Origin of the sequence: Verrucosispora sp. WMMD573 (assembly GCF_027497175.1) — a bacterium.
Classification (GTDB): domain Bacteria; phylum Actinomycetota; class Actinomycetes; order Mycobacteriales; family Micromonosporaceae; genus Micromonospora.
Window position 1 is genome coordinate 4,258,892 of sequence record NZ_CP114901.1, and the last position, 26,224, is coordinate 4,285,115.

22 protein-coding genes are annotated in these 26,224 nt (G+C 70.4%); 11 read left to right on the forward strand and 11 right to left on the reverse strand.

Annotated elements, in window-relative coordinates; all coding sequences use genetic code 11:
- The first annotated feature begins 240 nt into the window (after positions 1-240).
- Entirely contained in the window at positions 241-1,524 is a 1,284-nt protein-coding gene (locus O7601_RS19355) for a citrate synthase (protein WP_281562509.1), read from the forward strand.
- Between the two features lie 80 nt (positions 1,525-1,604).
- Here O7601_RS19355 and O7601_RS19360 read toward each other — a convergent pair whose 3' ends face one another.
- The 5 genes from O7601_RS19360 to O7601_RS19380 all read right to left on the reverse strand — a co-directional run bounded on the left by O7601_RS19360 (position 1,605) and on the right by O7601_RS19380 (position 5,212).
- Entirely contained in the window at positions 1,605-2,273 is a 669-nt protein-coding gene (locus O7601_RS19360) for a fasciclin domain-containing protein (protein WP_281562510.1), read from the reverse strand.
- An 85-nt stretch (positions 2,274-2,358) separates the two neighbouring features.
- On the reverse strand, positions 2,359-2,688 hold the full coding sequence (locus O7601_RS19365) for a hypothetical protein (protein ID WP_281562511.1): 330 nt from the start codon (positions 2,686-2,688) through the stop codon (positions 2,359-2,361).
- Complete coding sequence (locus tag O7601_RS19370) at positions 2,661-3,647, reverse strand: M14 family zinc carboxypeptidase (protein WP_281562512.1); 987 nt, start codon at positions 3,645-3,647, stop codon at positions 2,661-2,663. The genes O7601_RS19365 and O7601_RS19370 overlap by 28 nt, the downstream gene beginning before the upstream one ends.
- A gap of 148 nt (positions 3,648-3,795) precedes the next feature.
- Complete coding sequence (locus tag O7601_RS19375; RefSeq protein WP_281562513.1) at positions 3,796-4,452, reverse strand: response regulator transcription factor; 657 nt, start codon at positions 4,450-4,452, stop codon at positions 3,796-3,798.
- Positions 4,453-4,642: 190 nt separating this feature from the next.
- On the reverse strand, positions 4,643-5,212 hold the full coding sequence (locus O7601_RS19380) for a hypothetical protein (RefSeq protein ID WP_281566970.1): 570 nt from the start codon (positions 5,210-5,212) through the stop codon (positions 4,643-4,645).
- A 185-nt stretch (positions 5,213-5,397) separates the two neighbouring features.
- On the opposite strand from O7601_RS19380, the gene O7601_RS19385 reads away from it, so the two are divergent.
- Entirely contained in the window at positions 5,398-5,883 is a 486-nt protein-coding gene (locus O7601_RS19385; protein ID WP_281562514.1) for a DinB family protein, read from the forward strand.
- A 113-nt stretch (positions 5,884-5,996) separates the two neighbouring features.
- On the opposite strand, the gene O7601_RS19390 is transcribed toward O7601_RS19385, so the two are convergent.
- On the reverse strand, positions 5,997-7,406 hold the full coding sequence (locus O7601_RS19390) for a glycosyltransferase family 4 protein (RefSeq protein WP_281562515.1): 1,410 nt from the start codon (positions 7,404-7,406) through the stop codon (positions 5,997-5,999).
- A 358-nt stretch (positions 7,407-7,764) separates the two neighbouring features.
- Between O7601_RS19390 and glgX the strand changes: the two genes are divergently transcribed.
- The 4 genes from glgX to O7601_RS19410 all read left to right on the forward strand — a co-directional run bounded on the left by glgX (position 7,765) and on the right by O7601_RS19410 (position 15,049).
- On the forward strand, positions 7,765-9,882 hold the full coding sequence (glgX, locus tag O7601_RS19395) for a glycogen debranching protein GlgX (protein ID WP_281562516.1): 2,118 nt from the start codon (positions 7,765-7,767) through the stop codon (positions 9,880-9,882).
- A 1-nt stretch (position 9,883) separates the two neighbouring features.
- Entirely contained in the window at positions 9,884-12,169 is a 2,286-nt protein-coding gene (gene treY, locus O7601_RS19400; protein WP_281562517.1) for a malto-oligosyltrehalose synthase, read from the forward strand.
- 16 nt (positions 12,170-12,185) lie between these two features.
- Positions 12,186-13,910, forward strand: coding sequence for a malto-oligosyltrehalose trehalohydrolase (treZ, locus tag O7601_RS19405; protein WP_281562518.1), 1,725 nt, complete (start codon positions 12,186-12,188; stop codon positions 13,908-13,910).
- 515 nt (positions 13,911-14,425) lie between these two features.
- Complete coding sequence (locus O7601_RS19410) at positions 14,426-15,049, forward strand: hypothetical protein (RefSeq protein WP_281562519.1); 624 nt, start codon at positions 14,426-14,428, stop codon at positions 15,047-15,049.
- A 65-nt stretch (positions 15,050-15,114) separates the two neighbouring features.
- Here O7601_RS19410 and O7601_RS19415 read toward each other — a convergent pair whose 3' ends face one another.
- Positions 15,115-16,410 carry a hypothetical protein gene (locus O7601_RS19415; protein WP_281562520.1) on the reverse strand — a complete coding sequence of 432 codons (1,296 nt, stop codon included), beginning with the start codon at positions 16,408-16,410 and terminating at the stop codon, positions 15,115-15,117.
- Positions 16,411-16,509: 99 nt separating this feature from the next.
- Between O7601_RS19415 and O7601_RS19420 the strand changes: the two genes are divergently transcribed.
- Positions 16,510-17,637: an IS701 family transposase gene (locus tag O7601_RS19420; RefSeq protein ID WP_281566971.1), complete on the forward strand. Its 1,128-nt coding sequence runs from the start codon at positions 16,510-16,512 to the stop codon at positions 17,635-17,637.
- Here O7601_RS19420 and O7601_RS19425 read toward each other — a convergent pair.
- The gene (locus tag O7601_RS19425) at positions 17,624-18,373 is read right to left on the reverse strand and encodes an inositol monophosphatase family protein (protein ID WP_281562521.1); all 750 of its coding nucleotides are present in this window, start codon (positions 18,371-18,373) and stop codon (positions 17,624-17,626) included. The two genes, O7601_RS19420 and O7601_RS19425, sit on opposite strands and share 14 nt — an antisense overlap.
- A 433-nt stretch (positions 18,374-18,806) precedes the next feature.
- Here O7601_RS19425 and O7601_RS19430 point away from each other — a divergent pair, with 433 nt between their 5' ends.
- Positions 18,807-20,582 carry a cellulose binding domain-containing protein gene (locus O7601_RS19430; RefSeq protein ID WP_281562522.1) on the forward strand — a complete coding sequence of 592 codons (1,776 nt, stop codon included), beginning with the start codon at positions 18,807-18,809 and terminating at the stop codon, positions 20,580-20,582.
- A gap of 87 nt (positions 20,583-20,669) precedes the next feature.
- Here the strand turns inward: O7601_RS19430 and O7601_RS19435 are convergent, their stop codons facing one another.
- Complete coding sequence (locus O7601_RS19435; protein ID WP_281562523.1) at positions 20,670-21,626, reverse strand: DMT family transporter; 957 nt, start codon at positions 21,624-21,626, stop codon at positions 20,670-20,672.
- Positions 21,627-21,707: 81 nt separating this feature from the next.
- Between O7601_RS19435 and O7601_RS19440 the strand changes: the two genes are divergently transcribed.
- Entirely contained in the window at positions 21,708-22,616 is a 909-nt protein-coding gene (locus O7601_RS19440) for a LysR family transcriptional regulator (protein WP_281562524.1), read from the forward strand.
- A 54-nt stretch (positions 22,617-22,670) separates the two neighbouring features.
- On the opposite strand, the gene O7601_RS19445 is transcribed toward O7601_RS19440, so the two are convergent.
- On the reverse strand, positions 22,671-23,021 hold the full coding sequence (locus O7601_RS19445; RefSeq protein WP_281562525.1) for a UBP-type zinc finger domain-containing protein: 351 nt from the start codon (positions 23,019-23,021) through the stop codon (positions 22,671-22,673).
- Between the two features lie 126 nt (positions 23,022-23,147).
- The gene (locus tag O7601_RS19450) at positions 23,148-23,762 is read right to left on the reverse strand and encodes a GNAT family N-acetyltransferase (RefSeq protein ID WP_281562526.1); all 615 of its coding nucleotides are present in this window, start codon (positions 23,760-23,762) and stop codon (positions 23,148-23,150) included.
- Positions 23,763-24,176: 414 nt separating this feature from the next.
- Between O7601_RS19450 and argG the strand changes: the two genes are divergently transcribed.
- Positions 24,177-25,625 (forward strand): argininosuccinate synthase, encoded by a 1,449-nt coding sequence (gene argG, locus O7601_RS19455; protein ID WP_281562527.1) that lies wholly within the window; start codon positions 24,177-24,179, stop codon positions 25,623-25,625.
- Positions 25,626-25,742: 117 nt separating this feature from the next.
- Positions 25,743-26,087 carry a hypothetical protein gene (locus O7601_RS19460; protein WP_281562528.1) on the forward strand — a complete coding sequence of 115 codons (345 nt, stop codon included), beginning with the start codon at positions 25,743-25,745 and terminating at the stop codon, positions 26,085-26,087.
- The last annotated feature ends 137 nt before the right edge of the window (positions 26,088-26,224 follow it).

A 26,224-nucleotide genomic window follows, 5' to 3' on the forward strand; every position in this document is an offset into this window, starting at 1 on the left:
TCGAGCCGCCGAGGGCGGCACGCCCGCCGGTCCGCGATCTTCCTCGTCCCGCCTCTTTGCACACTACGTGCGCCTTTCATGCCTGTCCGTCCCGGTCGTCGGGGTTTCCCGGCGCTTCGGTCGGGAATCGGGTGACGCATGCCTCACCGCCGAACCACGAGCGGCGGTGTTGCCGCAACCGCAATTACGGTAGAAGCGAAGGCAATTCAACGTAGATCTGCCGGCGAAGCGAGGAACCACATGACGGAAGTCAAGCTCGATCACCCCGGCGGGCAGCTGTCGATGCCGGTACATTCCGCGGTCGAGGGCCCCGCCGGAATCGGTGTGAGCAAGCTGCTGAAGGAAACCGGGCTGACGACGTACGACCCGGGGTTCGTCAACACCGCCGCCTGTTCGTCCGCGATCACCTACATCGACGGTGACGCGGGCATCCTGCGTTACCGTGGCTACCCGATCGATCAGCTGGCCGAGAAGAGCTCCTTCCTGGAGGTCTCCTACCTGCTGATCTACGGTGAGCTGCCGACGACTCAGGAGCTGACCGAGTTCACCGAGCGGATCCGTCGGCACTCGTTGCTGCACGAGGAGATGCGGCGCTTCTTCGACGGATTCCCCCGGGAGGCCCACCCGATGGCGGTGCTCTCCTCCGCCGTCAGCGCCATCTCCACCTTCTACCAGGACAGCCTCGACCCGTTCGACGCCGAGCACGTGGAGATGTCCACGGTCCGGCTGATGGCGAAGGTGCCGACCATCGCCTCGTACGCGTACAAGAAGGCGATCGGGCAGCCGCTGCTGTACCCGGAGAACTCGTTGGGCTACGTGGAGAACTTCCTGCGGATGACGTTCGGCGTGCCGGCGGAGCCGTACGAGGTCGACCCGGTGATCGCCCGGGTGCTGGACATGCTCTTCGTGCTGCACGCCGACCACGAGCAGAACTGCTCCACCTCGACGGTGCGGCTGGTGGGATCCAGCAACGCCAACCTGTTCGCCTCGGTCTCGGCCGGCGTCAACGCGTTGTTCGGCCCGCTGCACGGTGGCGCCAACCAGGCGGTGCTGGAGATGCTGGAGCGCATCCAGGCCGACGGCGGTGACGTGCAGTCGTTCGTCCGCAAGGTGAAGGACCGCCAGGACGGCGTCAAGCTGATGGGCTTCGGCCACCGGGTCTACAAGAACTACGACCCGCGGGCCGCGATCGTGAAGCAGGCGGCCCAGGACGTGCTCGGTCGCATGGCCAAGCCGGATCCGCTGCTGGACATCGCGATGCAGCTGGAGGAGATCGCGCTGGCCGACGACTTCTTCGTCTCGCGCAAGCTCTACCCGAACGTCGACTTCTACACCGGCCTGATCTACAAGGCCATGGGCTTCCCGACGAAGATGTTCACCGTGCTGTTCGCCCTGGGGCGGCTGCCGGGCTGGATCGCCCAGTGGCGCGAGATGATCAACGACCCGGAGACCAAGATCGGCCGTCCGCGGCAGGTCTACACCGGCGCGGCCGAGCGGAACTACCTTCCCGTCGAGCAGCGCTGACCGCGAGCGACCTGACGTTTCCCGCACGACGACGGCCGCCGCACCCGAACACGGGTGCGGCGGCCGTCGTCGTGCCACCTTCAGTGCGCCGGATGACCGTCGTCGTCCTGACCCGCCGTGGTGGGCAGGTCGCCGAGGACCTCGTTGATGACGTGGATGCGGGCGGCGCCGGCCCGGTAGTCGGCGCACACCGTCTCGGCCCGGTCGTCGAGGCGGGCACCCGGCCCGACGCCGGTGACGGTGAGGCTGGTGCCGGCGACGGTGGTCACCGTGCCGGCGGCGACCAGCTCGGCCACCGGCAACGCCCCGGTGACCAGGTGCTCGCGCAGCAACCCGCGCAGCTCGTCGGTGTCGCGCAGCAGCAGTTCGTCGAGATTGGTCCGGGAGAACCTGCCGGCGAACGCGTCGTCGGTGGGCGCCAGGATCGTCACCTCCCGGTTCAGCTCCGCGGCGAGGCCGGTGGCGCGTACCGCCGCCTCGAAGGTGGTGAGCACCGGTATCCACTGTAGAGCCTGGTCGGGGGGCTGGTCGGCGAGCGAGGCGGGATTGCCCGGTTCGCTGCCGGCCGGCAGTAGATCGCACAGCGGCCCGGTGACGGTGGTACCGGTCGGTCCGGCGTCGGCCGCGCCGTCGCCACCCCCGGCCGTGCTGCCGACCAGGACGAGCAGCACGGCGGCCAGGGTCGCGCCGGCGATCGGCAGGATCCGGCGCAGCGCGGACCTCGCGGTCGCAGAGTTGGTGTCGGTCACGGTTGCTCCACTCCGGCGTCGGGGTGTACCGGCGGGCCGGGCGCGTTGTCCGGCCCGCCGGTACGCAGGGGTCAGGCTCGGCGGATCACAGGCGCGCGCACTGGCTGAACCGTGGGCCGCTGACCGCGTTGGCGACCTCGATGTTGACCGGGGCTGCGGCGTTGCCGGTGCAGCCCAGCGGACCGTTGACGGTGTTGCCGGCCAGCAGCGGGGCCACGCCCGTGCTGTTGACCACGTTGACCGGGCCGCTGATCCGGTTTCCGACCAGCAGGACCGGGCCGGTCGTGCCGGTGACGTTCACCGGGCCGTCGACGGTGCTGTCGGTAAGCACGAATCCGGCCGCGCCACTGGCGTCCACCGGGCCGCTGATCGAGCCACCGTTGACGATCAGAGTGGCGCCGGGCCGGACCCGCACCGGACCCCGAACGGCAGCATCGGCAGGTCACCGGTGTTGGAGTTGCCGTACTCGTGCCCGTCGTAGCTGGCGATCGGGCGGTAGTCGCGGACCATCTCCACGAACGCCTGGGTTTCCGGCTGGCGGATCAGCGAGTAGTCCCGGTTGAGATCCTGGCCGGTGGAGTTGCCCCGGCTGTTGGCCGCCCGACCGTCACCGTTGATCGTCGGCACGATCAGCATGGTGGTCCTCGACAGCAGGCCGAGCGTGGTCGGGTCGTCGGTGAACGCCAACTGCCGGGCCATGATCAGGCATGCCTCGCGGTCGCCGGGCTCGTTGCCGTGCACGTTGCAGTTGACCACCAGCGGGTTCGTCGCGGCCACCGCCTCCGGGGTGGCCGGTGGGGCGGGGTGACCGATGACGAACATGTTGATCGGCCGGTCCTGCACGGTACGGCCGATCTCCACCACCCGAACCCGGTCACTCAACTCGTCGATCGCCGCGGTGTAGGCGTACTCGTTGACGTCGTTCGTGTACTGCGCGCCCAGCGTGGTCTCCCACTGGGTACGCAGGCCCTGGCCGGGCACGTCCGGGTTGCCCCAGTGCCCCCGGGTGATGTCGCTGACCGGGTTCGAGTAGGGCTGCGCGGTGCCGTCGAGGCGGGCGCGGACCCGCCACTGGAACCGGTTGCCGGGGGCGAACCCGGCGTCGGCGAAGGTCGGCGCCGCGTTGTTGATCTGACGGTTGGGTCGCCAGACACCGACGATCGTCGCGGCCCCGGTGACGCTGCCGTCCTCGGCGACCGGGGTGCGCTCGATCTGGTAGTCGCTGGCCCCGTCGACCGGGGTCCAGGCCAGGGTCGCGTACCCGTCGCCCGGCACGACCGTGAGGCCCTGCACCTGGTTCGGCTCGGCCGCCCTGGTCGCCTGGGCGGGTTGTGCGGTCGCCGCGAGGGTGACGGCGAGCAGAGCGGAGAACACACCGGCCGTTGTCCGTCTATATCTCAAGGGGATCTCCAAACAGGAGGGATGGCTGGGTACGCACAGCACACCCGCACCTGCTCGGCCACGGGGTCACGAGCTGGGATTCTTGAGGATGCTCTGAGGTTCCGGGGGACTGACCGGCCAGTCAGACGACGCGCAGCCGGTAGCCGACTCCGCGTACCGTCTCCACCAGACCGGGGTCGTCGAGCTTGCCGCGCAGCGCGGCGACGTGCACGTCGAGGTTGTGCCGGGTGGCCCAGGTGGTCTGCCAGACCTCGAGCTGCAACCGGTCCCGGGGCACCACCGTGCCCGCCTGCCGGGCCAACGCCACCAGTAGGTCGAACTCCTTGCGGGACAGGCTGATCTCGCGGTCGCCCATCCGTACCCGGCGGGCGTCGACATCGATCCGCAGCGCACCGACCTGCAACGTGGTCGCCGGCCGGACGGTACGGGCGGTGCGCCGCATCACCGCCTCGATCCGGGCCTGCAACTCCACCATCGAGAACGGCTTGACCACGTAGTCGTCGGCACCGGCCCGCAACCCGGCCACCCGGTCGTGCTCCTCGGCCCGGGCGGTCACCGCGATGATCGCGACGCCCTCGTCGTGCTGTCGGATCCGGCGACACACCTCCAGACCGTCACAGTCGGGCAGGTTCATGTCGAGCAGCACCAGATCGACCGGATCGGCCTCGACCGCCTCGGCGGCCGTCACCGCCTGGACCACGTGATGCCCCCGCCGCCGCAGCGCCGAGGCGAGCCCCGCCGAGACGCGCAGGTCGTCTTCCACCAGGAGCACCCGCACCCGCGCCCTCCTCGGACCGCACCGCCGCCGGATGCCTGCGAGTGTGTCGGATGCGCAGCGCCGCCGACCAGTGTGGATACAAGATCGTAACGGCAGATCGGACTGTCCGGACGGTTTTGGTGGCCCCGTGCGAGCCCGCTCGTGCGAACGCCGCCCTGCCCTGCCCGGGCCACGTCGTCGACGTCGCGGGTCAGCCGACGGCGGCCTTGAGCACCCAGGACGTCAGGCGTGGACGGCCCGGCAGTTCGGCCCGGCCGGTGCACCAGAGCAGCACATCGACCGGATCCCCCGCCGGGGCCTGCGGAAAGAGCCGGACGAGCACCGCCGCGCACAGCGCCGCCGGTGGCCGCCAGTCGATCCCGAGCCCCCGGGTGATGTCCCAGGTGTGCACCAGCGTCTCGCTGACCCCGAGTGCGGCGAAGCCACCTGGGTCGGTCGGCCCCCAGTGCCAACCACGGGCGGCCGGCTTCGCAGCACCGACCGCGGCGCTCAACAGCCGCCCGCAGGCGGTGACCACGGCGAGGACGTCGTGCGGCGCGGCGTCGTCCCGGACGACCAGGTCGAACGGCAGGTACGCCTCATCCGGGCGGGCGGCGACCTGACCCGCGTACGCCAGCAGGTCGTGGGCGACGTGGACCGCCGTCGTCCAGCAACTCCAGTCCAGCATGCCCGCCCGGTGCGCCCGCCAGTCCCGGGACATGTGCGGTGTGAGCGTCCACACCATCTCGGCTACCGCCTGCTCGACTTCGCCACCGTCCATCCCCGTCATGTCCACCATGCTGCCAGTCGCGCTGCCGGCCGGCGGCTGCGGCTGATCCGGGGCTGTCGCCGGTCGCCATGAGCGAATGCTGTCGGTCGGGATTGCTACCGTCCGGCATTCGCTGGGGCCGATCTGGGCGACACGTCCCGCAGGGGCCGCCGGCTGACAAGAGGGGGAGGCACGCAATGGGCGACGAGGAGAAGGACGCGCTGTCGATGTTCCTGAAGGCGCAGCGGGCAAGCGTCCTCGCGATCATCGACGGGCTCGGCGTGACGGCCCTGACCACCGCCGTGCTGCCCTCCGGGTGGACACCGCTGGGTCTGGTGGAGCACCTCGGCTACGCCGAGCGGCACTGGTTCCAGGAAATCATGTTCGGCTCGGCCGTGCCGCTGGCCTGGCCCGACGACGACCACGCGCCGCTGACCACGCCCCGACCGCCGTCGGTGGTGTTGGGGTTCTACCGTGCCCAGTGCGAGCGGTCCGACGCCGTCCTCGCCGGTACGCCGCTGTCCGCCCCGGTGCGCGAGCGGCACCCCGGTCCGCTCGGAGAGGACATCACCGACCTGCGGCGCGTCGTCCTGCACATGATCGAGGAGACCGCACGACACGCGGGTCATCTCGACGCGGCGCGCGAGCTGCTCGACGGCAGGACCGGCCTCGGGCCCCGATAGCCGCCTATCCGGTCAGCGCCGCCCAACCCCTGGCCGGCTCAGTGCCCCGACCGGCTGAGGACCAGGTCGGGGCGACTGCGAGCGGTCAGGAAGCGCGTCAACGGAGGCAGCGGTCAGCGCAGGCCGGCGGCGGCGAGCAGGTTGCCCTCCGGAATCGCCGGGAGGGCCCGTCCGTGCGCCATCTGCTGCGCCGCGCGTTCGGCGGTGAACGTCGGTGCCTGGGCGATCGCCGAGGCGTACGTCGAGGCGGTGCGGCTGGCGATGGCGGCCCAGCCGTACTGCTCGTGCACCATCGCGCGGGCCCGGCGGGCGAGCGTCCGGGCGCGTTCGGCGTCGGAGAGCAGGGTGTGCACCGCGTCGGTCAGCGCGTCCGGATCGTGCGGCCGGAAGGTCACGCCGGTGACGCCCGGCTCGACGATCTCGGCCAGCCCACCGGTCTGGGCGACCGCGAGCGGCGCACCGGCGGCGGCGCCCTCCAGAGCGACCATGCCGAACGGCTCGTAGATGCTGGGCACGGCGAAGCAGTCCGAGGCGGCCATCACCGCGGGCAGGTCGGTGCCGCCGAGGAAGCCGGGCAGGCTGACCGTGTCGGTGAGGCCGAGCCGGTGCACGTCGGCCTCCAGCTCACCCCGGTACGGGCCATCGCCGACGATCACCGCACGCAGCCCCGGGTGCCGCTCGCGCAGCCGGGGCAGCCCGGCGATCAGGTGCTGCACGCCCTTCTCGTACACCAGCCGGCCGGCGAACGTGACAAGCGGGCCGTTCCCGGCGAACCGGGCCCGCGCCTTGGCCACGGCGGCGGCGGAGACCCGCCAGCGGTGCGGCTCGACTCCGTTGGGCACCACGTCGATCCGGCCGTTCGGCACACCGAACAGGCCGGTCACCTCGTCACGCATGTATCGGGAGCAGACGATGACCCGGTTCGACTCGCCGCCCAGCCAGTGTTCGACGCCGTGGATGGTGCGGTTCATGTCCTCGGGTAGCCAGCCTTGGTGTCGGCCGGCTTCGGTGGCGTGGATGGTGGTGATGAGGGGGAGGTCGAGGTGGTCGCGCAGGGTGATGGCGGTGTGGGCGACGAGCCAGTCGTGGGCGTGGATGACGTCGTAGGTGTCGGTGTCGGTGGCGGCGGCGCGTAGGGCGGCGCGGGTGAGGGTGTGGTTGAAGGCCATGGTCCAGGCCAGCAGGGAGTTGGTGGCCAGGGGGAAGGTGACCGGGTCCTCGGCGGCGCGGACGACGCGGACGCCGTCGACGTATTCCTCCAGGGGTGCGCCGTCGGTGTGGCGGGTGACGACGGTGACCTGGTGACCGGCGGCGGCCAGCGCCACCGACAGGGCGTGCACGTGCCGACCCAGGCCGCCCACGAGCACCGGCGGGTACTCCCACGAGAGCATCAGGATGCGCCGGGTCTGCGACCCGGCGGTCGGACCCGACGGCGTCGGAACCTGGGGTCGCGAGGTGAGCGTGGGGCGGTGGACGCGGTCCGGAGCGGTGGCGGCACGTCCGCCAACCCGCAGGGTGGTCACATCAGTCTCCGTCCGTGCAGGGAGGAACGCGCCGACATCGGTGGCGGCGAGCGGGCAGGGTTGGGTTTCGGACACGCGTGAACGCGCCGACGGTGCGAGGATCTGGTAGGCGCGCGGACAACGCGCCCATGCTAAGGAAACGTCATGACGGCCGATCCCGCATCTCGAAGAGGGCCTCAGTGACCGACGACACCGCAGGGTTCATCTCAGCTCAGTCGGGCGGATACCGGGCATTCACCCGATCGGATGGATTGGCGGTGGACCGTGCGGGGCATTACCGCCGCGCGCGTCACCGGGTTGCCCGGCGGATGCGCTCATGGTGCGGGCGCGCTCATGACATGTGGGCCGAAGGAGCGACATGCAGGTCTGGCCGGGCGAGCGGTATCCCCTCGGGGCCACCTACGACGGTATGGGCACCAACTTCGCGATCTTCTCCGAGGTGGCGGAGAAGATCGAACTCTGCCTCTTCGACGAGTGGGACGTGGGCCACGAGCGCCGGGTCGAGCTGCGGGAGGTCGACGCGTACGTCTGGCACGCCTACATTCCGGGGATCGGGCCCGGTCAGCGGTACGGCTACCGCGTGCACGGCCGGTACGACCCGGCCAACGGGCTGCGCTGCAACCCGGCCAAGCTGCTGATCGACCCGTACGCCAAGGCCATCGACGGTGACGTGCGCTGGGATCCGGCGGTCTACGACTACACCCACGGCGACCCGGAGCGGATCAACACCGAGGACTCGGCGCCGTTCATGCCGAAGTCGGTGGTGGTGAACCCGTACTTCGACTGGGGCAACGACGCGCCGCCGCGCATCCCGTACCACCACTCGGTCATCTACGAGGCCCACGTACGCGGGTTGACGATGCGGCTGCCCGGCATTCCCGAGGAGCTGCGCGGCACGTACGCCGGCATCGCCTCGCCGCCGATGATCGAGCACCTGACCCGGCTCGGCATCACCGCCATCGAGCTGATGCCGGTGCACCAGTTCGTCAACGACCACCGCCTGACCGACCTGGGCCTGCGCAACTACTGGGGTTACAACACCATCGGCTTCTTCGCGCCGCACCACGCGTACTCGGCCCTGGGTCACCTCGGCCAGCAGGTGCAGGAGTTCCGGGGCATGGTCAAGGCGCTGCACGCCGCCGGCATCGAGGTGATCCTCGACGTGGTCTACAACCACACCGCCGAGGGCAACCACCTCGGGCCGACGCTGAGCTTCAAGGGCGTCGACAATCCCAGCTACTACCGGCTCTCCGAGGAAGACCGGCGCTACTACGTCGACTACACCGGCACCGGCAACAGCCTCAACGTCCGCAGCCCGCACTCCCTGCAACTGATCATGGATTCGTTGCGCTACTGGGTGACCGAGATGCACGTCGACGGCTTCCGCTTCGACCTGGCCGCCACCCTGGCCCGCGAGTTCTACGAGGTGGACCGGCTCTCCACCTTCTTCGAGGTGGTGCAGCAGGACCCGGTGGTCAGCCGGGTGAAGCTGATCGCCGAACCGTGGGACGTCGGCCCCGGCGGCTACCAGGTCGGCAACTTCCCGCCGCAGTGGACCGAGTGGAACGGCAAGTACCGCGACACGGTCCGCGACTTCTGGCGCGGTGAACCGGCCACCCTCGCCGAGTTCGCCTCCCGCATCTCCGGCTCCGCCGACCTCTACCAGGACGACGGCCGCCGCCCCTTCCACAGCATCAACTTCGTCACCTGCCACGACGGGTTCACCCTCAACGACCTGGTGTCCTACAACGACAAGCACAACGAGGCCAACGGCGAGGACAACCGCGACGGCGAGAGCCACAACCGCTCCTGGAACTGCGGCGTCGAGGGCGACACCGACGACCCGGGCGTCCTCGGCCTGCGTGCCCGGCAGCGTCGCAACTTCATCGCCACCCTGCTGCTGTCGCAGGGGGTGCCGATGATCGGCCACGGCGACGAACTGGGTCGCACCCAGCGGGGCAACAACAACGCCTACTGCCAGGACAGCGAACTGGCCTGGATCGACTGGGACAACGCCGACACCGAACTGCTCGACTTCACCCGCCGGCTGGTCGAGTTCCGCCGCCAGCACCAGGTGTTCCAGCGTCGCCGCTTCTTCACCGGCCTGGCCGTGCGCGGCCGCGAGGTCGACGAGCCGCTGCCCGACCTGGCCTGGTACACCCCCGACGGCCGGGAGATGACCGGCGAGGACTGGGGCAACGACTTCGGTCGCTCGGTGGCGTTGTTCGTCAACGGTGAGGGCATCCGCGAACGCGGCCAGTACGGCCAACGCCACCACGACGCGTCGTTCTGGCTCTGCTTCAACGCCCACGATGCGCCACTGGACTTCACCCTCCCACCGGCCGAGTTCGGCCACCACTGGGAGCTGGTCATCAGCACCGCCGAACCGGACCAGGACAAGGGCAGCACCGTGGAGGCCGGCGGCACGCTCTGCGTACCGGACCGCTCCCTGGTGGTGCTGGAGAGGGTGGCCTGAGATGCCCGCGAAGCCCGTCGGCGCCACTTACCGGGTGCAGGTACGCCCCGGCTTCGACCTGGACGCCACCGCCGGCCTCGCCGGCTACCTCGCCGACCTCGGCGTCACCCACCTCTACAGCGCGCCGTTGCTGGCCGCCGCCCCGGGCAGCGCGCACGGCTACGACGTCGTCGACCATCGGCAGGTCAACCCGGAGATTGGCGGTGAGGCGGGCCGGCAGCGGCTGCTGCGGGCGCTGCGGGACGCCGGCCTCGGCCTGGTGGTGGACATCGTCCCCAACCACGCCGGAGTGGCCGTGCCGGTGGCCAACCCGGCCTGGTGGGACGTGCTGCGCCGAGGGCGGGACTCGTCGTACGCCGGCTGGTTCGACATCGACTGGCAGCGGGGTCGGCTGCTGCTGCCGGTGCTCGCCGACACCCCCGACGCCCTCGACGATCTCAAGATCGCCGACGGGGAGCTGCGCTACCACGAGCACCGCTTCCCGATCGCCGACGGCACCGGCGACGGCACCGCCCGGCAGGTGCACGACCGGCAGCACTACGAGCTGGTGTCCTGGCGACGCGGCGACGCCGAGCTGACGTACCGCCGGTTCTTCGCCGTCTCCAGCCTGGCCGGGCTGCGGGTGGAGGACCCGGACGTGTTCACCGCCACCCACGAGCTGATCCTGGCCTGGGCGGCGGCCGGTGAGGTCGACGGCATCCGGGTCGACCACCCCGACGGGCTGCGCGACCCCGCCGGCTATCTGGCCCGGCTACGGCAAGCCGCCCCCGAGGCGTGGCTGATCGTGGAGAAGATCCTGGAGTACGGCGAGGAACTGCCGGCGTGGCCGGTCGACGGCACCACCGGCTACGACGCGCTGGGCGCCGTCGGCGGGCTCTTCGTCGACGGCGACGCCGAGGCCGACTTCACCGCCCTGGACACCCGCCTCGCCGGCCGGGCCACCTCGTGGGCCGACCTCACCCACGACACGAAACTCGGCGCCGCCACCCGACTGCTGGCCGCCGAGCTGAACCGGCTGGCCGCGCTGGCCCCCGACGTCGAGCCCGACGCGGCCCGCGCGGCCCTGGCCGAACTCGCCGCCGCCTTCGCCGTCTACCGGGGCTACCCGCCCGACGGGGCCCGGCACCTGGCCAACGCCCGCGCCGAGGCCGGACGCCGCCGCACCGACCTGACCGGCGTGCTGGACGAGATCACCAGCCGGCTCCGCGACCCCGACGACGAACTGGCCCGCCGCTTCCCGCAGTTCACCGGCGCGGTGATGGCCAAGGGTGTCGAGGACACCGCCTACTACCGGTGGAGCCGGTTCATCGCGCTCAACGAGGTCGGCGGCAGCCCCACCCACTTCGGTACCCTGCCCGGCCGGTTCCACCGCTTCGCCGCCGCCCGCCACGAGCGCTGGCCGGCGAGCATGACCACCCTGTCGACCCACGACACGAAACGGGGCGAGGACGTCCGCGCCCGCCTCGCCGTCCTCGCCGAACTGCCGCAGCGCTGGGCCGAGACGGTCACCCGCTGGATGGCCGCGGTGCCGCTGCCCGACGCCGCCCTGGCGCACCTGTTGTGGCAGACCGCCGTCGGTGCCTGGCCCATCGAGCGCGAGCGCCTGCACGCGTACGCGGAGAAGGCCGCCCGGGAGGCGGCGGCCTCGACCAGCTGGACGGACCCCGAACCGGACTTCGAACGGGCCATGCACGCCCTGGTCGACGCCATGTACGACGACCCGGCCGTCGCCTCGGAACTGGCCGCCGTGGCCGCCGAGATCACCCCGCCCGGCTGGTCGAACTCGCTCGGGCAGAAACTCGTGCAACTGGCCATGCCCGGGGTGCCCGACACCTACCAGGGCACCGAGCTGTGGGACAACTCCCTGGTCGACCCGGACAACCGCCGTCCGGTCGATTTCGCCGTACGCCGGGAACTGCTGGCCCGGCTCGACGCCGGCTGGCAGCCGGCGGTGGACGAGACCGGCGCGGCGAAGCTGCTCGTGGTGTCACGGACCCTGCGGGCGCGTCGCGACCACCCGGAACTGTTCGGCGACTACCAGCCGCTCATCGTGCACGGTCCGGCGGCCCGGCACGCCGTGGCCTTCGACCGGGGCGGCGCGGTCGCCGTGGCCACCCGGCTGCCGCTGCGCCTGGCGGCGGCCGGCGGCTGGCGGGACAGTAGCCTGTCACTACCCGTTGAAGAGATGTCGTGCCTGTTCACCGGTCGGGTCTACAGTGGCTCTCAGGTCCGCCTGGCCGACCTGTTGACCACCTATCCCGTCGCGCTGCTGGTGCCCACCACCTGACCCGGGAGGCTGCGTCATGACCGAGTTCACCGTCTGGGCACCCGAGGCGGAACGGGTACGGCTGCACCTGCCCGGTGCCACCGACCACGAGATGCGGGCCGGCCGGGACGGCTGGTGGCGGGTCGACGTACCCGACGCCGGCACCGACTACGCGTTCCTGCTCGACGACGACGACCAGCCGCTGCCCGACCCCCGGTCGGCGTGGCAGCCGTCCGGCGTGCACGGGCCCAGCCGGATCTACGACCACGCGGCGTTCGGATGGACCGACGACGGTTGGACCGGCCGGCAGCTGCCCGGCAGCATCCTGTACGAACTGCACGTCGGCACCTTCACCCCGGAGGGCACCTTCGACGCCGCCATCGGCAAACTCGACCACCTGGTCGACCTGGGCGTGGACCTGATCGAGCTGCTGCCGGTGAACGCCTTCAACGGGGAACACAACTGGGGTTACGACGGCGTCTGCTGGTACGCCCCGCACGAACCCTACGGCGGACCGGACGGCCTGAAACGTTTCGTGGACGCCGCCCACGCCAAGGGGTTGGGGGTGATCCTCGACGTCGTCTACAACCATTTCGGGCCCTCCGGGGCCTACGCGCCGAAGTTCGCGCCCTATGTGGGGGAGCGGCACACCCCCTGGGGGCAGGCCGTCAATTTGGACGGGCCGCACTCCGACGGGGTACGCCGCTTCATCATCGACAGCGTGCTCATGTGGCTGCGCGACTACCACGTCGACGGGCTGCGCCTGGACGCCGTGCACGCCATGCCCGACACCCGCGCCGTGCACCTTCTCGAAGAGATCGCCGTCGAGGTCGAGTCGCTCTCGACGCATCTGGGCCGCCCGCTGTCCCTGATCGCCGAGTCCGACCTCAACGACCCCCGACTCATCACCCCCCGGGAGGCCGGCGGCCACGGCCTGCACGCCCAGTGGAACGACGACGCCCACCATGCCCTGCACACCCTGCTCACCGGGGAACGGCAGGGCTACTACGGTGACTTCGGCACCATGGAGTGCCTGGTGGAGGTGCTCACCGGCGGCTTCTTCCACACCGGCACCTGGTCCAGCTTCCGCAGCCGCCAACACGGCCGCCCGGTCGACCAGCGCACGCCCGGCCACCGCTTCGTCGCCTACCTCCAGAACCACGACCAGATCGGCAACCGTGCGGTCGGTGACCGCCTCTCCGCTTCACTGTCACCCGCGCTGTCGCGGGTGGGAGCGGTGCTGCTGCTGACGGCACCGTTCACGCCGATGCTGTTCATGGGCGAGGAGTGGGCCGCCTCGACGCCCTGGCAGTACTTCACGTCCCACCCGGAGCCGGAGTTGGCCACCGCCGTGGTCACCGGCCGTCGCAGCGAGTTCGCCGCGCACGGCTGGCCACCCGGCGACGTGCCGGACCCGCAGGACCCGCAGACGTTCCTGCGCTCCCGGCTCGACTGGGCCGAACTGGACAAACCCGAACACCGCGAGATGTACGACTTCTACCGCCGCCTGATCGCGTTGCGCAAGTCCCGCCCGGACCTGTCGGATCCGCACCTGTTCGCGGTCGACGTACGCCACGGTGACCAGTTCCTGGTGATGCGTCGAGGTGGCTGCCTGGTCGCGGCGAACCTGGCCGGCAAACCGCAACGGGTCACCCTGCCCGGGGTTGCCCGCCGAGTCCTGCTGGCCACCGGCGACGGCGTCACCGTGCAACGCGACCGCATCGAACTACCGGCGGAAACAGCAGCCATCGTGGCCTTGTGACTAAAGATCAAGGCGAGACCTTCCGGGCGTTGTCTACCTGTGCCCGACTGCCGCCGTCACTACGCACCAACAATTGCGCATGTCGATAATCTTGCTGACGGCGGTCAAGTGAATACCCTGTCGAATATTTTGACACTTGTCTTCGGTCTCCCGGGGATTGCGGTGACGTGCCAGATGTGTGATAGCGACTCGCAATAGCCATCATGTTGTTTGCCGACGCCGTCGGCCGGTGTCGACGTACCCGACGGGCTTGATGGGGTACGGGCGGCGCTTGCCCCGGTACGGGGTGTGCCAGGCGGTGTCTCCGGGGTCGGCGGGGGTGCTGCGTCGGCAGGTGGGGCACGCTTGGTTGAGCTTTCAGCATGGGCGGTATGCGCAGGTGGTGCGGGCACTGCCCGGGTTGCTGGATGCCGTGCGGATGTCATCCGCGATGGAGCACGAGGAGTTGCCGGTGCAGGCGTACCGGATCGCCTCGGCGGTGCTGGTGAAACTGTGGGGAGGCCGACCTTGGGTGGTTGGCCGCCGATCGGGCGGTGGCGGCGACGGGCGGGGACGCGGTGTTGACGGGTACGGCGGCCATCTCGATCGGGCAGGCGTTGCGGCTCGCCGGCCGGGAACGGTTGGCGCTGGCGGCCACCGTCGCCGCCGCGCAGCGACTGACCACACCTCGGCCGTCCGCAGGCGGGACAGCGCCCCCGAGTCGGCGGGCGCAGGAGTTGGCGGTGGGTGGGACGCTGCTGCTCCAAGCCGCCCTCGCCGCCGCGAGCTGCGGCGATCCTGGGCAGGCCGAGGCGCTGCTCGGCCGGGCCGCCGACCTCGCGGACCAGTTCGAGGTCGCAGAAGACCCGCAGCGTACGAGTTTCGGGGCGGTCGCCGTCGAGTTCACACGGGTGGTGGTGGCCGTCGAGCGGGGCGACCTGGGCGAGGCGCTCGGTCGACACGAGCTGGTGTCCGGCGAGACGGGTGGCGGCAGTTGCCCGCCGAGTATCGGGGTGCCTACCTGGTGGACGCCGCGCGGGCGTACCTGCTGGGCGGTGACCTGGCCGGTGCGGGACGGATGCTGGTGGCGGCCGATGGTGTCGCACCGGCCGAGGTCCGGGCGCGGCCGTCGACACGTACCCTCCTGGCGGACGGCCTGATTGTGGCAGTGTGGGTAGCGTCGGGTCGGCGTGTCGAGTGCCTACACTGCCACGAATTCCACACGTCAGCGGCCGGCGCGTTTCCAGGCGCGGTAGAACTCCTTGTAGAGGAAGCGCTGCACCGGGGTGCCGGTGGCGGAGACCTGTTTGCCGAGCGCCCGTGCGCCGATCCATATGCCGGCGACCTTGGGCACGCCGGGCACCGACTCGGTCACCGATGCCACCCCGTTGACCAGCTCCTGCTCGACCGGTGATAGCGCCACCCGGCGTAGACCGAGCCGTTCCGCCTGCCAGAGGCGGCCGCCCAATAGCGGAAGTTCGAGTTCGAGAAGTTGTACGCGGTGCGTGTCGCTGTCGTCCGCAGCCGTCACGAGCGACTGATGGATTCCCCGGATGGCCCTGATGACGTCGAGCACCACCGTTTCCGTCGCACCCTCGGTGGAGAGGTCGAAGGTCAGCAGGAAGTCGCGCCGGACGGGATGGGCCTGATAGGACAGGCTGGTGCCGTCCGCGCGCGCCTGATACTTCAACCCACGTGCCAGGGTCGCCGCGACGTAGACCTCCTCGCCGGGCGGTGCCATCAGCCGTAGCGGGCCACGTAGCACGATCGAGGCCGCTCGTGCCCAGGTGCCGAACGGGTCGTCCTCGACCCCGTCGGAGGTGTTGATGCGATCCGTGTGATGACCGGCGACCCGCACGTTCGCCGCCTGGAAGGCGCACCAGCCGTGAATCCGCTTCGACAGCGAGTTCCGCGCATCGGGCAGGGCATCGTCGCAGGCGACAGCCTGCCCGATGAACTGACCGAGGACCTGGTTGCCGCGCCAGCTCTGCAACTCGTGCAGCGCCGCTTCCTCGGCCTCGCGTACCCGACCGGTTTCGTCATCGGTCAGTTGCAGAGGATGCAGCAGTCCCGCGCCGGCCAGCGCCCGGAGGAGATAGGGCCTGGCCCCGAAGTCGACGGCCCTGGGGCGGGCGAGTACCGGATGGGCCACCCACACCCGTTCCATGAAGATCAGCGATTGGATCAGTTCGACAAACGCTTGTCGGGCGAACGGGTCGTCGGGCCGAGTTCCGCGGTTCTGCGCAACGACGAATTCCTCCGCGCTGATGATCGACGTGACGTCTACGAGGACTTCGGTGTTTCGGTGGGGGAGTCCCGGGCTAGCTCCACGAACCACTTGACGGCCTCCGGGCGACCCATCACGGTGCTGGCGAAAGTCGGCTCTGGCTGGGCGAGCGTTTCCATGGGCACCGGCAAATGCCGTTTCCCATTCACGTCTGTGGACATTAGTACTCCAGCCGGGGATGTTGACCTCGGCTGAGCTGCGGGCCAGTACCGATGCGGAGACGAAGGCAGCCACCGTCGATCATGGACGGTTGTGTGGACTGACCATGACGCAGCGGTGGCTGCCGGATACAGGGTAGACGCCCAACGGTGGCGGGTGTTGTTCGACGACCTGATGTTGACGGTCGGGCAGCGTTTCCGCAGGCCGGAGCCGCGTCGGCGAGTGCGGGACTTCGTGCGGGGTCTGTTGGCGCCGCTGCCGCGGAAGAACTGCTGGACGATCGCCGAGCATGCCGGAGACGCGAACCCGGACGGGATGCAGGACCTGCTGACCCGGGTGACGTGGGACGACGGCGCGGTTCGTGCCGATGTCCGCGCGTTCGTCGGCGAGCATCTCTGTCAGCTCGCCGTGCACCTCGTCTACGCCACCGAGGGTGGTCACGCGATGCTCGACGCGGCCCTCTACCTGCCCAAGTCGTGGTGCGACGACCCCGAACGCCGGGCTGAGGCCGGCGTTCCCGAACGGGTGCGGTTCGCCACGAAGCCGCAGCTGGCGTCCCGGATGATCGACGAGGCGGTCGCCGCCGAGCTGCCGTGTCGGTGGGTGGCCGGCGACGAGGCCTACGGCAACGACCCTCGCCTGGCCGCCCGACTGCGTCACCTCAGACTCGGTTACGTCCTGGCCGTGGCCTGCTCGCATCAGGTCACCACCGGCTCGGGCGTCTACCGCGTCGACGCGCTCGCCGCCGGTCTTCCCGCCACCGCCTGGCAGCGAAGGTCCGCCGGTCGAGGCGCAAAAGGCTATCGCTATTACGACTGGTCCTTCACCGCCCTGCCGCAGTCCATCGACGCCCACGGCGGGCACCACTGGCTACTGATCCGCCGCAACCGCCGCACCGGTGAACTGGCCTTCTACCGCTGCTGGTCACCCGAGGTCGTCCCGCTACGCACCCTCGTCCTGGTGGCCGGGCGCCGCTGGAAGATCGAAGAGTCGTTCCAAGCCGCGAAGACCGGCCTCGGCCTGGACCAGCACCAACACCGCCTCTGGACCTCCTGGCACCGCTGGACCACCCTGACGATCCTCGCCCACGCGTTCCTGGCCACCGCGACCGCCGGCCACCGCCACCAGCCGACCGGGCTGATCCCGATGACCGTCAACGAGCTACGCCACCTGTTCAACATCCTGATCATCGAACCCACCCGACGCCACACCGACCCGCTGCTCTGGTCGATCCGCCGACGGCGCCACCAAGCGCGAGCCATGACCAGCCACTACGCCCGACAAGCCCTCATCGAGCCGTGATCACAATCCCCGGCTGGAGTATTAGACCGACGATCTCACCGAGGCACAAGCCCGCCAAGCCGTCCCAGACCTTCTGCCGAGGGCGGTAGAAGAGATCGAAACGAGGTGCGTCCGTCGCGAAGGCGGTGATGTCCAGAGCGGTACGCAGCATGTCGAGGGTCTGTGACGTGGTACGCGTCTTCAGGGCGTAGCCCGCCTCGGCCATCCCGGTCTCGTGCGGCGGGGCTTCCGATCGGGCGCTGCGGGTCAGGGATGCGACACGAACCGGTGCGCGGTGGTACGTCGCAGGTCTGCCGTTGACTGTGATCGTCCGGTCGGCCCGGCTGGCGACCACCACGACCGGGCTGCCGCCGTCGCCCAGTTCAGGCGCGACGATGAGGGCGGCCACCGGCTCGCGTCGTTCCAGTAGGCAGACCACCGAGCAGAACTCGGTGCTGCGCGGATTGACGAACTCGGCCGTGCCGTCGATCGGGTCGATCACCCAGATCCGTTCGGGCTCCTCGTCGTGACCGGGCCGCCAGGAGCCACTGCCCGACTCCTCGGCCAGCACGCGAGCATCCGGGTCCACCGCCCGGATGTTGCTGATCACCATGTCCTCGACCGCGAGGTCGGCCTCGGTGAGCAGGGTGTGATCGACCTTCTCCCGCACGTCAAGCTCCGCTAGCCGGGATCGGTACGCGGCAAGGACGCCCGACAGTTCCGTCGTCAGGTCGGACCACAAAGGGTCAAGATTCATCGACTCGGCACTCCTCGCGACCGGTTCCGGCACCGCCCTCGATCGATGTGCCCATCATTCCACGCTGGTGTTCGTCGGCCGAGTCTGTCGGCTCGCCACGACCGCGTCGGCCGGCCCGGTCGTGATGCCCACGAGGTCTGCCGCAGCGGCAAGCGGCAAGCGCGTGATCGAGTCAGGGCGGGCGGGGTGGGGGACGGCAAACGATTGCAGGACGCTGGGCTCGGCTGGCAAGATGACCGTCTATGTGGTGCCCGGGAGCGGCAGCGATGGTCACCCGAGCCGAGGGCAACGGCCGGGAGCGGAATTCCTGATCGACTTGTAGCTGGATACGACGAATGGCGGCTGGTCCGCTGCCGCCACTCGGGCTGGCCCGCCGTGCCCAGCTGCGCGAGGTGCCGCCACTGCGACGCGGTGGCGGTAGAGAGGAAGCCCGATGCGGCTTGCCCATCCTGACAACATCCCACCGTCCCGCCGCCGGGGAGCCGTCGCGATCACCGTGCTCGCGGCGGCAACTTCGCTGGTCACCGTGGCGGGAATCCTGACCGCGCCACCGTCGCTGGCCGCGACACCCGACATCACCGTCAACACCTCGTCGAGCTATCAGACGATCGACGGGTTCGGCGCCGCGACTCCGATCTTCGGGGGTTCCGGTGACCCGTGGACGACGAGCGAAACCCAGACCCTCGTCGGTACGGGGCCGGGACAGCTCGGCCTGTCGATCGTACGGACCGTGGTGTCGCCCGTGACGAGCGAATGGGGTCTGTACGCGGCCAGCCTGCAAACGGCGAAGTCCTACGGATCCGACGTCAAGATCCTCGCCTCGCCGTGGACGGCACCGGCCCACTTCAAGACGAACAACAGCAGGGTCAACGGCGGCAAGCTGAGGACCGACTATTACGACGACTATGCGGAGCATCTGAACAGCTACGTGCAGTTCATGAAGGGTCGGGGTGTCACCGTCGACGTCACGTCGGTCCAGAACGAGCCGGACTGGCACCCCGACTACGACTCGATGGACTGGACCGGCGCCGAGATGCGGAACTTCGTCCGTGACCACGGTGCCAGGGTCAGGGACACCAGTCTGATGGTCGGTGAATCCCTGCGGTTCGCACGGCAGTACTCCGACCCCACCCTGCAGGATGCCGCCGCGCGCAACAACATCGGTTACGTCGGCGGCCACCTCTACGACGCCGAGAACAGCGGAAATCTTTCCCCGTACCCGCTCGCCGCCCAGTACGGCAAGAACCAGTGGATGACCGAGTGGAATCTGCACGCGGCCGACGGCAGCGGTTCGACCATCTGGGGAGACCCGGGCAACACGGCGGTCTGGAACGAGACCCTCGACGACATCATGCGGACGGTGCACCGGTCGATGGAGGCGAACTGGAGCGCCTACATCTGGTGGTACGGCCGCCGCTTCTACTCCTTCATCGGTGACGGCGACGCGCAGTGGGGTACCACGAAGGGCGCCGTCCTCAGGCGCGGCCACGCCTTCTCCCAGTACGCCAAGTACGTCCGTCCCGGCGACCGCCGAGTGGGTGTGTCGAAGAGCTCGCGGGCTTCCGGGCTGGAGGTCACCGCCTACCGTGGCCGGGGCAAGGTGGTGCTGGTGCTGCTCAACCGGTCGAACAACGCGGTCAACGACGCCGTCGTCCAGGTGCCGCAGAACATCTCGGCGGCCGAATACACCGTCACCTCCCGAACCTCGGGCGCCCAGCCGCAGGCGGTGAACGTCAGCGGGGGCCAGGCGACGGTGAATGTCCCCGCCCGGAGCATCTCCACGATCGTCCTCACCGAGGGGTCCGCCTCACCGACACCGACGGTCACCCCGACGCCGACGCCAACGGTCAGCCCGACCCCGACCCCAACTCCGACTCCGACCACCGAACCGCCCACGGGGACGTGTCGGGTGACCAACGCGGTCAACGCGTGGAACAACGGTCTGGTGGACAACATCACCATCACCAACACCGGCACGAGCCCCGTCAACGGCTGGTCGCTGCGATTCACCCTCGCTCCCGGGCAGACGATCACCTCCGGCTGGGGTGCCACCTACTCACCAACCAGCGGTCAGGTGACCGCGACGAACGTCAGCTACAACCCCTCCATACCGCCAGGAGCCTCCGTCACCATCGGCTTCCAGGCCACGCACAGCGGCAATGCCGCCCCACCCACCGGCTTCACCCTCAACGGCACCGCCTGCGGCTGAGTAGCCCGTCCGCACCGGAAGCGGTGCACGTCGGCCCCGCCTGGCGTGCACCGCCCCACGGTTGGTCGCCACGGGTGTCCAACCCCGTCAGCGGCGCGTCGCGAAGACCACGCCGGTAAGGCAGAGCGCGCCGCCGAGCAGGGCCAGCGGTGCCGGCACCTCGCCCAGCAGCGTCCAGGACAGCAGGACGGTGACCGGCGGGACCAGGTAGGTGGCGGCGCTGGTGCGCCCGGCCGTCCAGTGGGACAGCACGTAACCCCAGGTGAGAAAGCCGATCGCGGTCGGAAACACCCCCAGGAACAGCACGCCCGTGGTGGCCGCCAGCGGGGCTGCGGCGAGTTCGGCCAGCAGGGTGGGGGCGAACGGCAACAGGGCCGCCGTCCCGGCCAGCGCGCCGAGCCAGGTCATCGTCGGTGCGGCCATCCGCGCCAGGAGGCGTTTCTGGAGCAGTACGCCGAAGGCGTACAGCAGGGCGGAGAGCACCGCCAGCGCGACGCCGACCTTGTCGACGTGCCCGGTGAAGCCGCCGGCCGCGATCAGGGCCACGCCCACGAAGGCGACCGCCACCCCGACACCGAGCCGGAGGGTGAGCCGCTCGCCCAGGACGAGGACCGCGGCCACCGCGACCAGAATGGGCGCGACCGCCACCAGCAGGGCCGCCGTGCCGGCGTCGACCAGCCGCTCGGCGGCGTTGAGCGCCACGTTGTACCCACCGAACCAGGCCACGCCCCAGAGCACGACGAGTCCCAGCGTGCCACCACGGGGCAGGGCGTTCCGAGTCGTTCGGGTGCGCCGCAGGCGGGCGGTGACCGCGACGAACACGCTCAGCGCGACGGACGCCGCCACCATGCGGCCCAGCGCCATGGCGCCGGGGGAGTAGTCGTGCCCGGCGAAGCGGATGGCCACGAACGCCGAGGCCCACAGCAGCACCGTGGTCCCGGCGGCGGCGACGATCGGCCATGACCGGGGCCGGTCCTCCGGCCAGGTGTACGCGGGCACGGCTCGGATCGAGGCGGCGGGCTCGGTCATCGGCGGGCTGTTCATGAGGAGATTCTCGGCCGCCCAATGATTCAGCACCAGCGACTGTTCCTTCACAACGATTAAGCCGCGCTTTATCGTTGAGTGGTGCTTGACGTTCACCGCCTCCGGGTCTTCCGTTCCGTCGTGGCGTCCGGGTCGGTCCAGGCCGCCGCCACCAACCTGGGCTACACCCCCTCCGCCGTCAGTCAGCACCTCACCGCACTGCAACGCGAGACGGGTCTCACTCTCCTCGCCAAGGCAGGGCGAGGGTTGCGGCCCACGGCCGCCGGGCACGCCCTCGCCGCCGAAGCCGATCGGGTGCTCGCCCGGGTCGGTGCGGCCGAATCGCTTATCGCGGACCTGCGCTCCGGCCGGACCGGCACCCTGTCCATCGCGTACTTCGCGTCGGTTGGCGCGGCGTGGATGCCGCACGTGGTGCGGTCCATTCTCACCGAACTCCCCGGCGTGCGGCTCGACCTGCAACTACGCGAACACATCCCGGACAGCCGGGAGGAGCGCGCCGACGTGCAGGTGGTTGTGGCGGGCACCGGCTTCGACCCTGGTTCGGGCTTCACCGCCCACCACCTCCTCGACGACCCGTACGTCGCCGTGGTGCCGGCCGGGCACCGCCTCGCCGACCGGCCGGAGACGGACCTCGCCGACCTCGCCGACGAGCGTTGGGTCGACAACGACTTCGCCCGCGGCTGGTGCCGCGCCCACCTCCTGGAGGCCTGCACCGCCGCCGGGTTCCGCCCGGCCTTCCGGGTCGAGGCGCACGACTACCGGACGGCACTCGCCTTCGTTGCCGCCGGCATCGGCCTCACGGTGCTGCCCGCGCTCGGCGCGGCACACCTGCCCGAGGGCGTGACCTGTGTGCGGCTGCTCCGCCCGACGCCGACCCGGTCGATCCACGTGGTGGTGCACGACGCGGTCGAGCACACCCCGGCGGCCCGGCTGGCGGTCTCCGCGCTGCGACACGCCGCCCACTCGGCCCCCATCCCGGTCACCCCGTGACGGTCCGTGGGTCAGATCGGATCCAGGGCTCCGCGTGCGACACCGCCGACGTTCCTAGCGGTGCAGTTGCCGCTTCCAGTCGGCGGGCACCCGCTCGGCCGGAGCAGGAACGCCCTGCTCCGGCGGACGGCTGACGGGCGGCACGAGCGACGGTCCCTGGTCATAGAGGACCTGCTCGTCGTAGTCCCAGAACCACTCCTCGCCCGGCTCGAAGCTACGGACGAACCGGTGCCCGGTCGCGGCATGGTGGGCGCTGGCGTGCTGGCTGGGCGAGGAGTCACAGCATCCGACGTGACCGCACTGGCCGCACCGCCGCAGATGGAACCACCAGCCCGGCGGGTCGGCCGCCATGCAGTCGGCGCAGCCCGGGCCGCTCGGCGGCACCTCGGGGTCGATGCCTTCCATGGCGTGTCCTCTCCGTCAGGCGGTCCGCCCGGCGGCGGGCAACCGCGCGCCGGCAGCCGGCAACTCTACCCCCGGCCGGGCGGGTCATACCCTGGTTCCCCGCCGCACGGTCCCCGGTCGGGCGGCTCACCCGGGTCGGGTTCGCTGCCACTCATCGCCGGTGATCGCGTACTCGACCTCGCCCTGTTCCGTCCCGGGCAGCGGGTCGTCCCAGGACGGGAAGAAGGTGCGGATGTGGCGTAGGCCGACGGCCTCCATCACCCGGCGGGATCCGGTGTTCACGGTCATGGTCTGCGCGATGACCCGACGCTGGCCGACAGTCTCGAAGGCGTGCCGCAGCAGTTCCCGGCTGGCCTCACTGGCCAGACCCTTGCCCCAGTGCCGGCGCGGCAGACGGTAGCCGAGATCGCTGACCGTCGGGTCGTCCGGCTGGTCGGGGCCGTGTGCCGGCGGAAGCATCATCAGCCCGACGAACTCGCCTTCGTCCTCGGTCGTCGGCGGCGTCGAACCGCGCGCCCCACCGTCGGTGCCAAACGCCATCCAGTAGCCCAGGCCGTTCACCTTCTCGGCCAGCGTCATCCGATTCGCGTGCGACCCGACCACCTCGTCTCTGCTGCGGGCCCGGCCGTAGAGGTAGCGCAACACTTCCGGGTCGGAGTCCAACTCGACCTCCAGGTCGAGGTGCCGGTCGGCGAGCGGGACCAGCAGCAGACGATCGGTACGCAGAATCGGTTGCGGCATCGGGCCACGATCGCACGACCCGGCACCGCACGACGCGGGATTTTCGCCTCGCCCCGAGCAGCGGCGCGGCCCGGATGCCCGTCCGACCGCTGCGCCGCCCCGCCACCCCCAGGGTGACCCAGTTGCCGGGCGAGGAAGCCCGCCGAGAACTGCCACGCCGAGACGCGGCTCATCGGCTCGACTGACCGTGCCCGCGCCACCCGACGGGAGGCTGTCGGTCGAGCCCGCCACTGGGGCAACAACCCGTGGGCCAGGCTGTCCGCCGTTGCCGCAGCGGCGACGGTGCGGGCGAAGCCGCGTCCACGCCGGCTCGGCGCGGTCAGCACGCTCGGCCGGCGAGACGCCGTGACAGGCCGGCCGGAAACACCGACCAACCGTTTGCATGACCATACGTTGTGGTGCATACTTTTCCTTGTGTCCAAGGTCCTGACCTCCCTGCCCACCGGTGAACGTGTCGGCATCGCCTTCTCCGGCGGCCTCGACACCTCCGTCGCGGTCGCGTGGATGCGCGACAAGGGCGCCATCCCGTGCGCCTACACCGCCGACATCGGCCAGTACGACGAGCCCGACATCGCCTCGGTGCCCGACCGGGCACTCAGCTACGGCGCCGAGGTCGCCCGGCTCGTCGACTGCCGTGCGGCCCTGGTGGAAGAGGGCCTGGCCGCGTTGACCTGTGGCGCCTTCCACATCCGCTCGGGCGGGCGGGCGTACTTCAACACCACGCCGCTGGGCCGCGCGGTCACCGGCACGCTGCTGGTGCGGGCGATGATCTCCGACGACGTGCAGATCTGGGGCGACGGCTCGACCTTCAAGGGCAACGACATCGAGCGGTTCTACCGCTACGGACTGCTGGCCAACCCGCAGCTGCGCATCTACAAGCCGTGGTTGGACACCGACTTCGTCAGCGACCTCGGTGGCCGCAAGGAGATGTCGGAATGGTTGCTGGCCCGGGGTCTGCCGTACCGGGACAGCACCGAGAAGGCGTACTCGACCGACGCGAACATCTGGGGTGCCACCCACGAGGCGAAGACCCTCGAACATCTCGACACCGGCATCGAGACGGTCAACCCGATCATGGGCGTCCGGTTCTGGGACCCGGCGGTGGAGATCCCCACCGAGGACGTGACGATCGGCTTCGACCAGGGCCGGCCGGTGACCATCAACGGAAAGGAGTTCGGCACCGCGGTCGACCTGGTGCTGGAGGCCAACGCCATCGGCGGCCGGCACGGGCTGGGCATGTCCGACCAGATCGAGAACCGGATCATCGAGGCCAAGAGCCGGGGCATCTACGAGGCCCCCGGCATGGCGCTGCTGCACGTGGCGTACGAGCGGCTGGTCAACGCCATCCACAACGAGGACACCCTGGCCAACTACCACAACGAGGGTCGCCGACTGGGCCGGCTGATGTACGAGGGCCGGTGGCTGGACCCGCAGGCGCTGATGCTGCGCGAGTCACTGCAACGCTGGGTCGGCACCGCCGTCACCGGCGAGGTGACGCTGCGGCTGCGCCGGGGCGAGGACTACTCCATCCTGGACACCACCGGACCGGCCTTCAGCTATCACCCGGACAAGCTGTCGATGGAGCGTACGACGGACTCGGCCTTCGGTCCGGCCGACCGCATCGGTCAGCTCACCATGCGCAACCTCGACATCGCCGACTCGCGGGCCAAACTGGAGCAGTACGCGCACCTGGGAATGGTCGGCGGCGCTCCGCAGCGGGTGGTCGGTGCCGCCCAGGCGGCCTCGACCGGGCTGATCGGCGCGATGCCGGAGGGCGGCGCGGAGGCGATCGCCTCCCGGGGCGTCCCGTCGGCCGAGGACGAGGCGCTCGACCGCGCCGCGATGGAGTTCGGCGTCGACTGAGGCGACCGGCTCGGGTCAGGCCCACCCGCCCGCCGCCGACTGTTACCCACCGCCGGCAGCGGGCGGTGTCGTCTCCGGCCTGCCGATCGGTGGCCGGTACGCTTGCCGCCTTCGGAGGTGCGGAAGGAGGTGGCGGTGCTGGCCGGCGTACGACCCTGGCAGGTGGTCGCGGTGGCGACGGCCGTCACGGTACTGGCCTGGTCCGGCTTCTGGTACCTGGCCCTGCCCCGCTTCGACGTCTGCCCTGCGGTGCATCCCGCGCCGGCCGGTTGTCGGGTCGACGCGCGGATCTCGGCCGCGTGGCTCTGGACGACGATCGTGACGGTGCTGCACGTGGCTGTCGTCGTCGCCGTCCGGGTCCGTCCGGGCGGGCAGTACCGCCGGTCGGTCGCGTTGGGAACTGTGGCGCTGGGCGTCGCGACCCTTTACGGCCTGTGGGCGGTGTGGCAGGCGGGCGGCTGACCGTCGACCACCCGACCGGCGCGTCGCCGCCTGGTGTCCGTGAGCGGTCGCGGGCAGCGCACGGCCATCTATCCGTGGCCGATCGACCGAGGTGACCTTCCCGGAAGTTCGCTCTACTTTGCGTAGCCGACCGATCG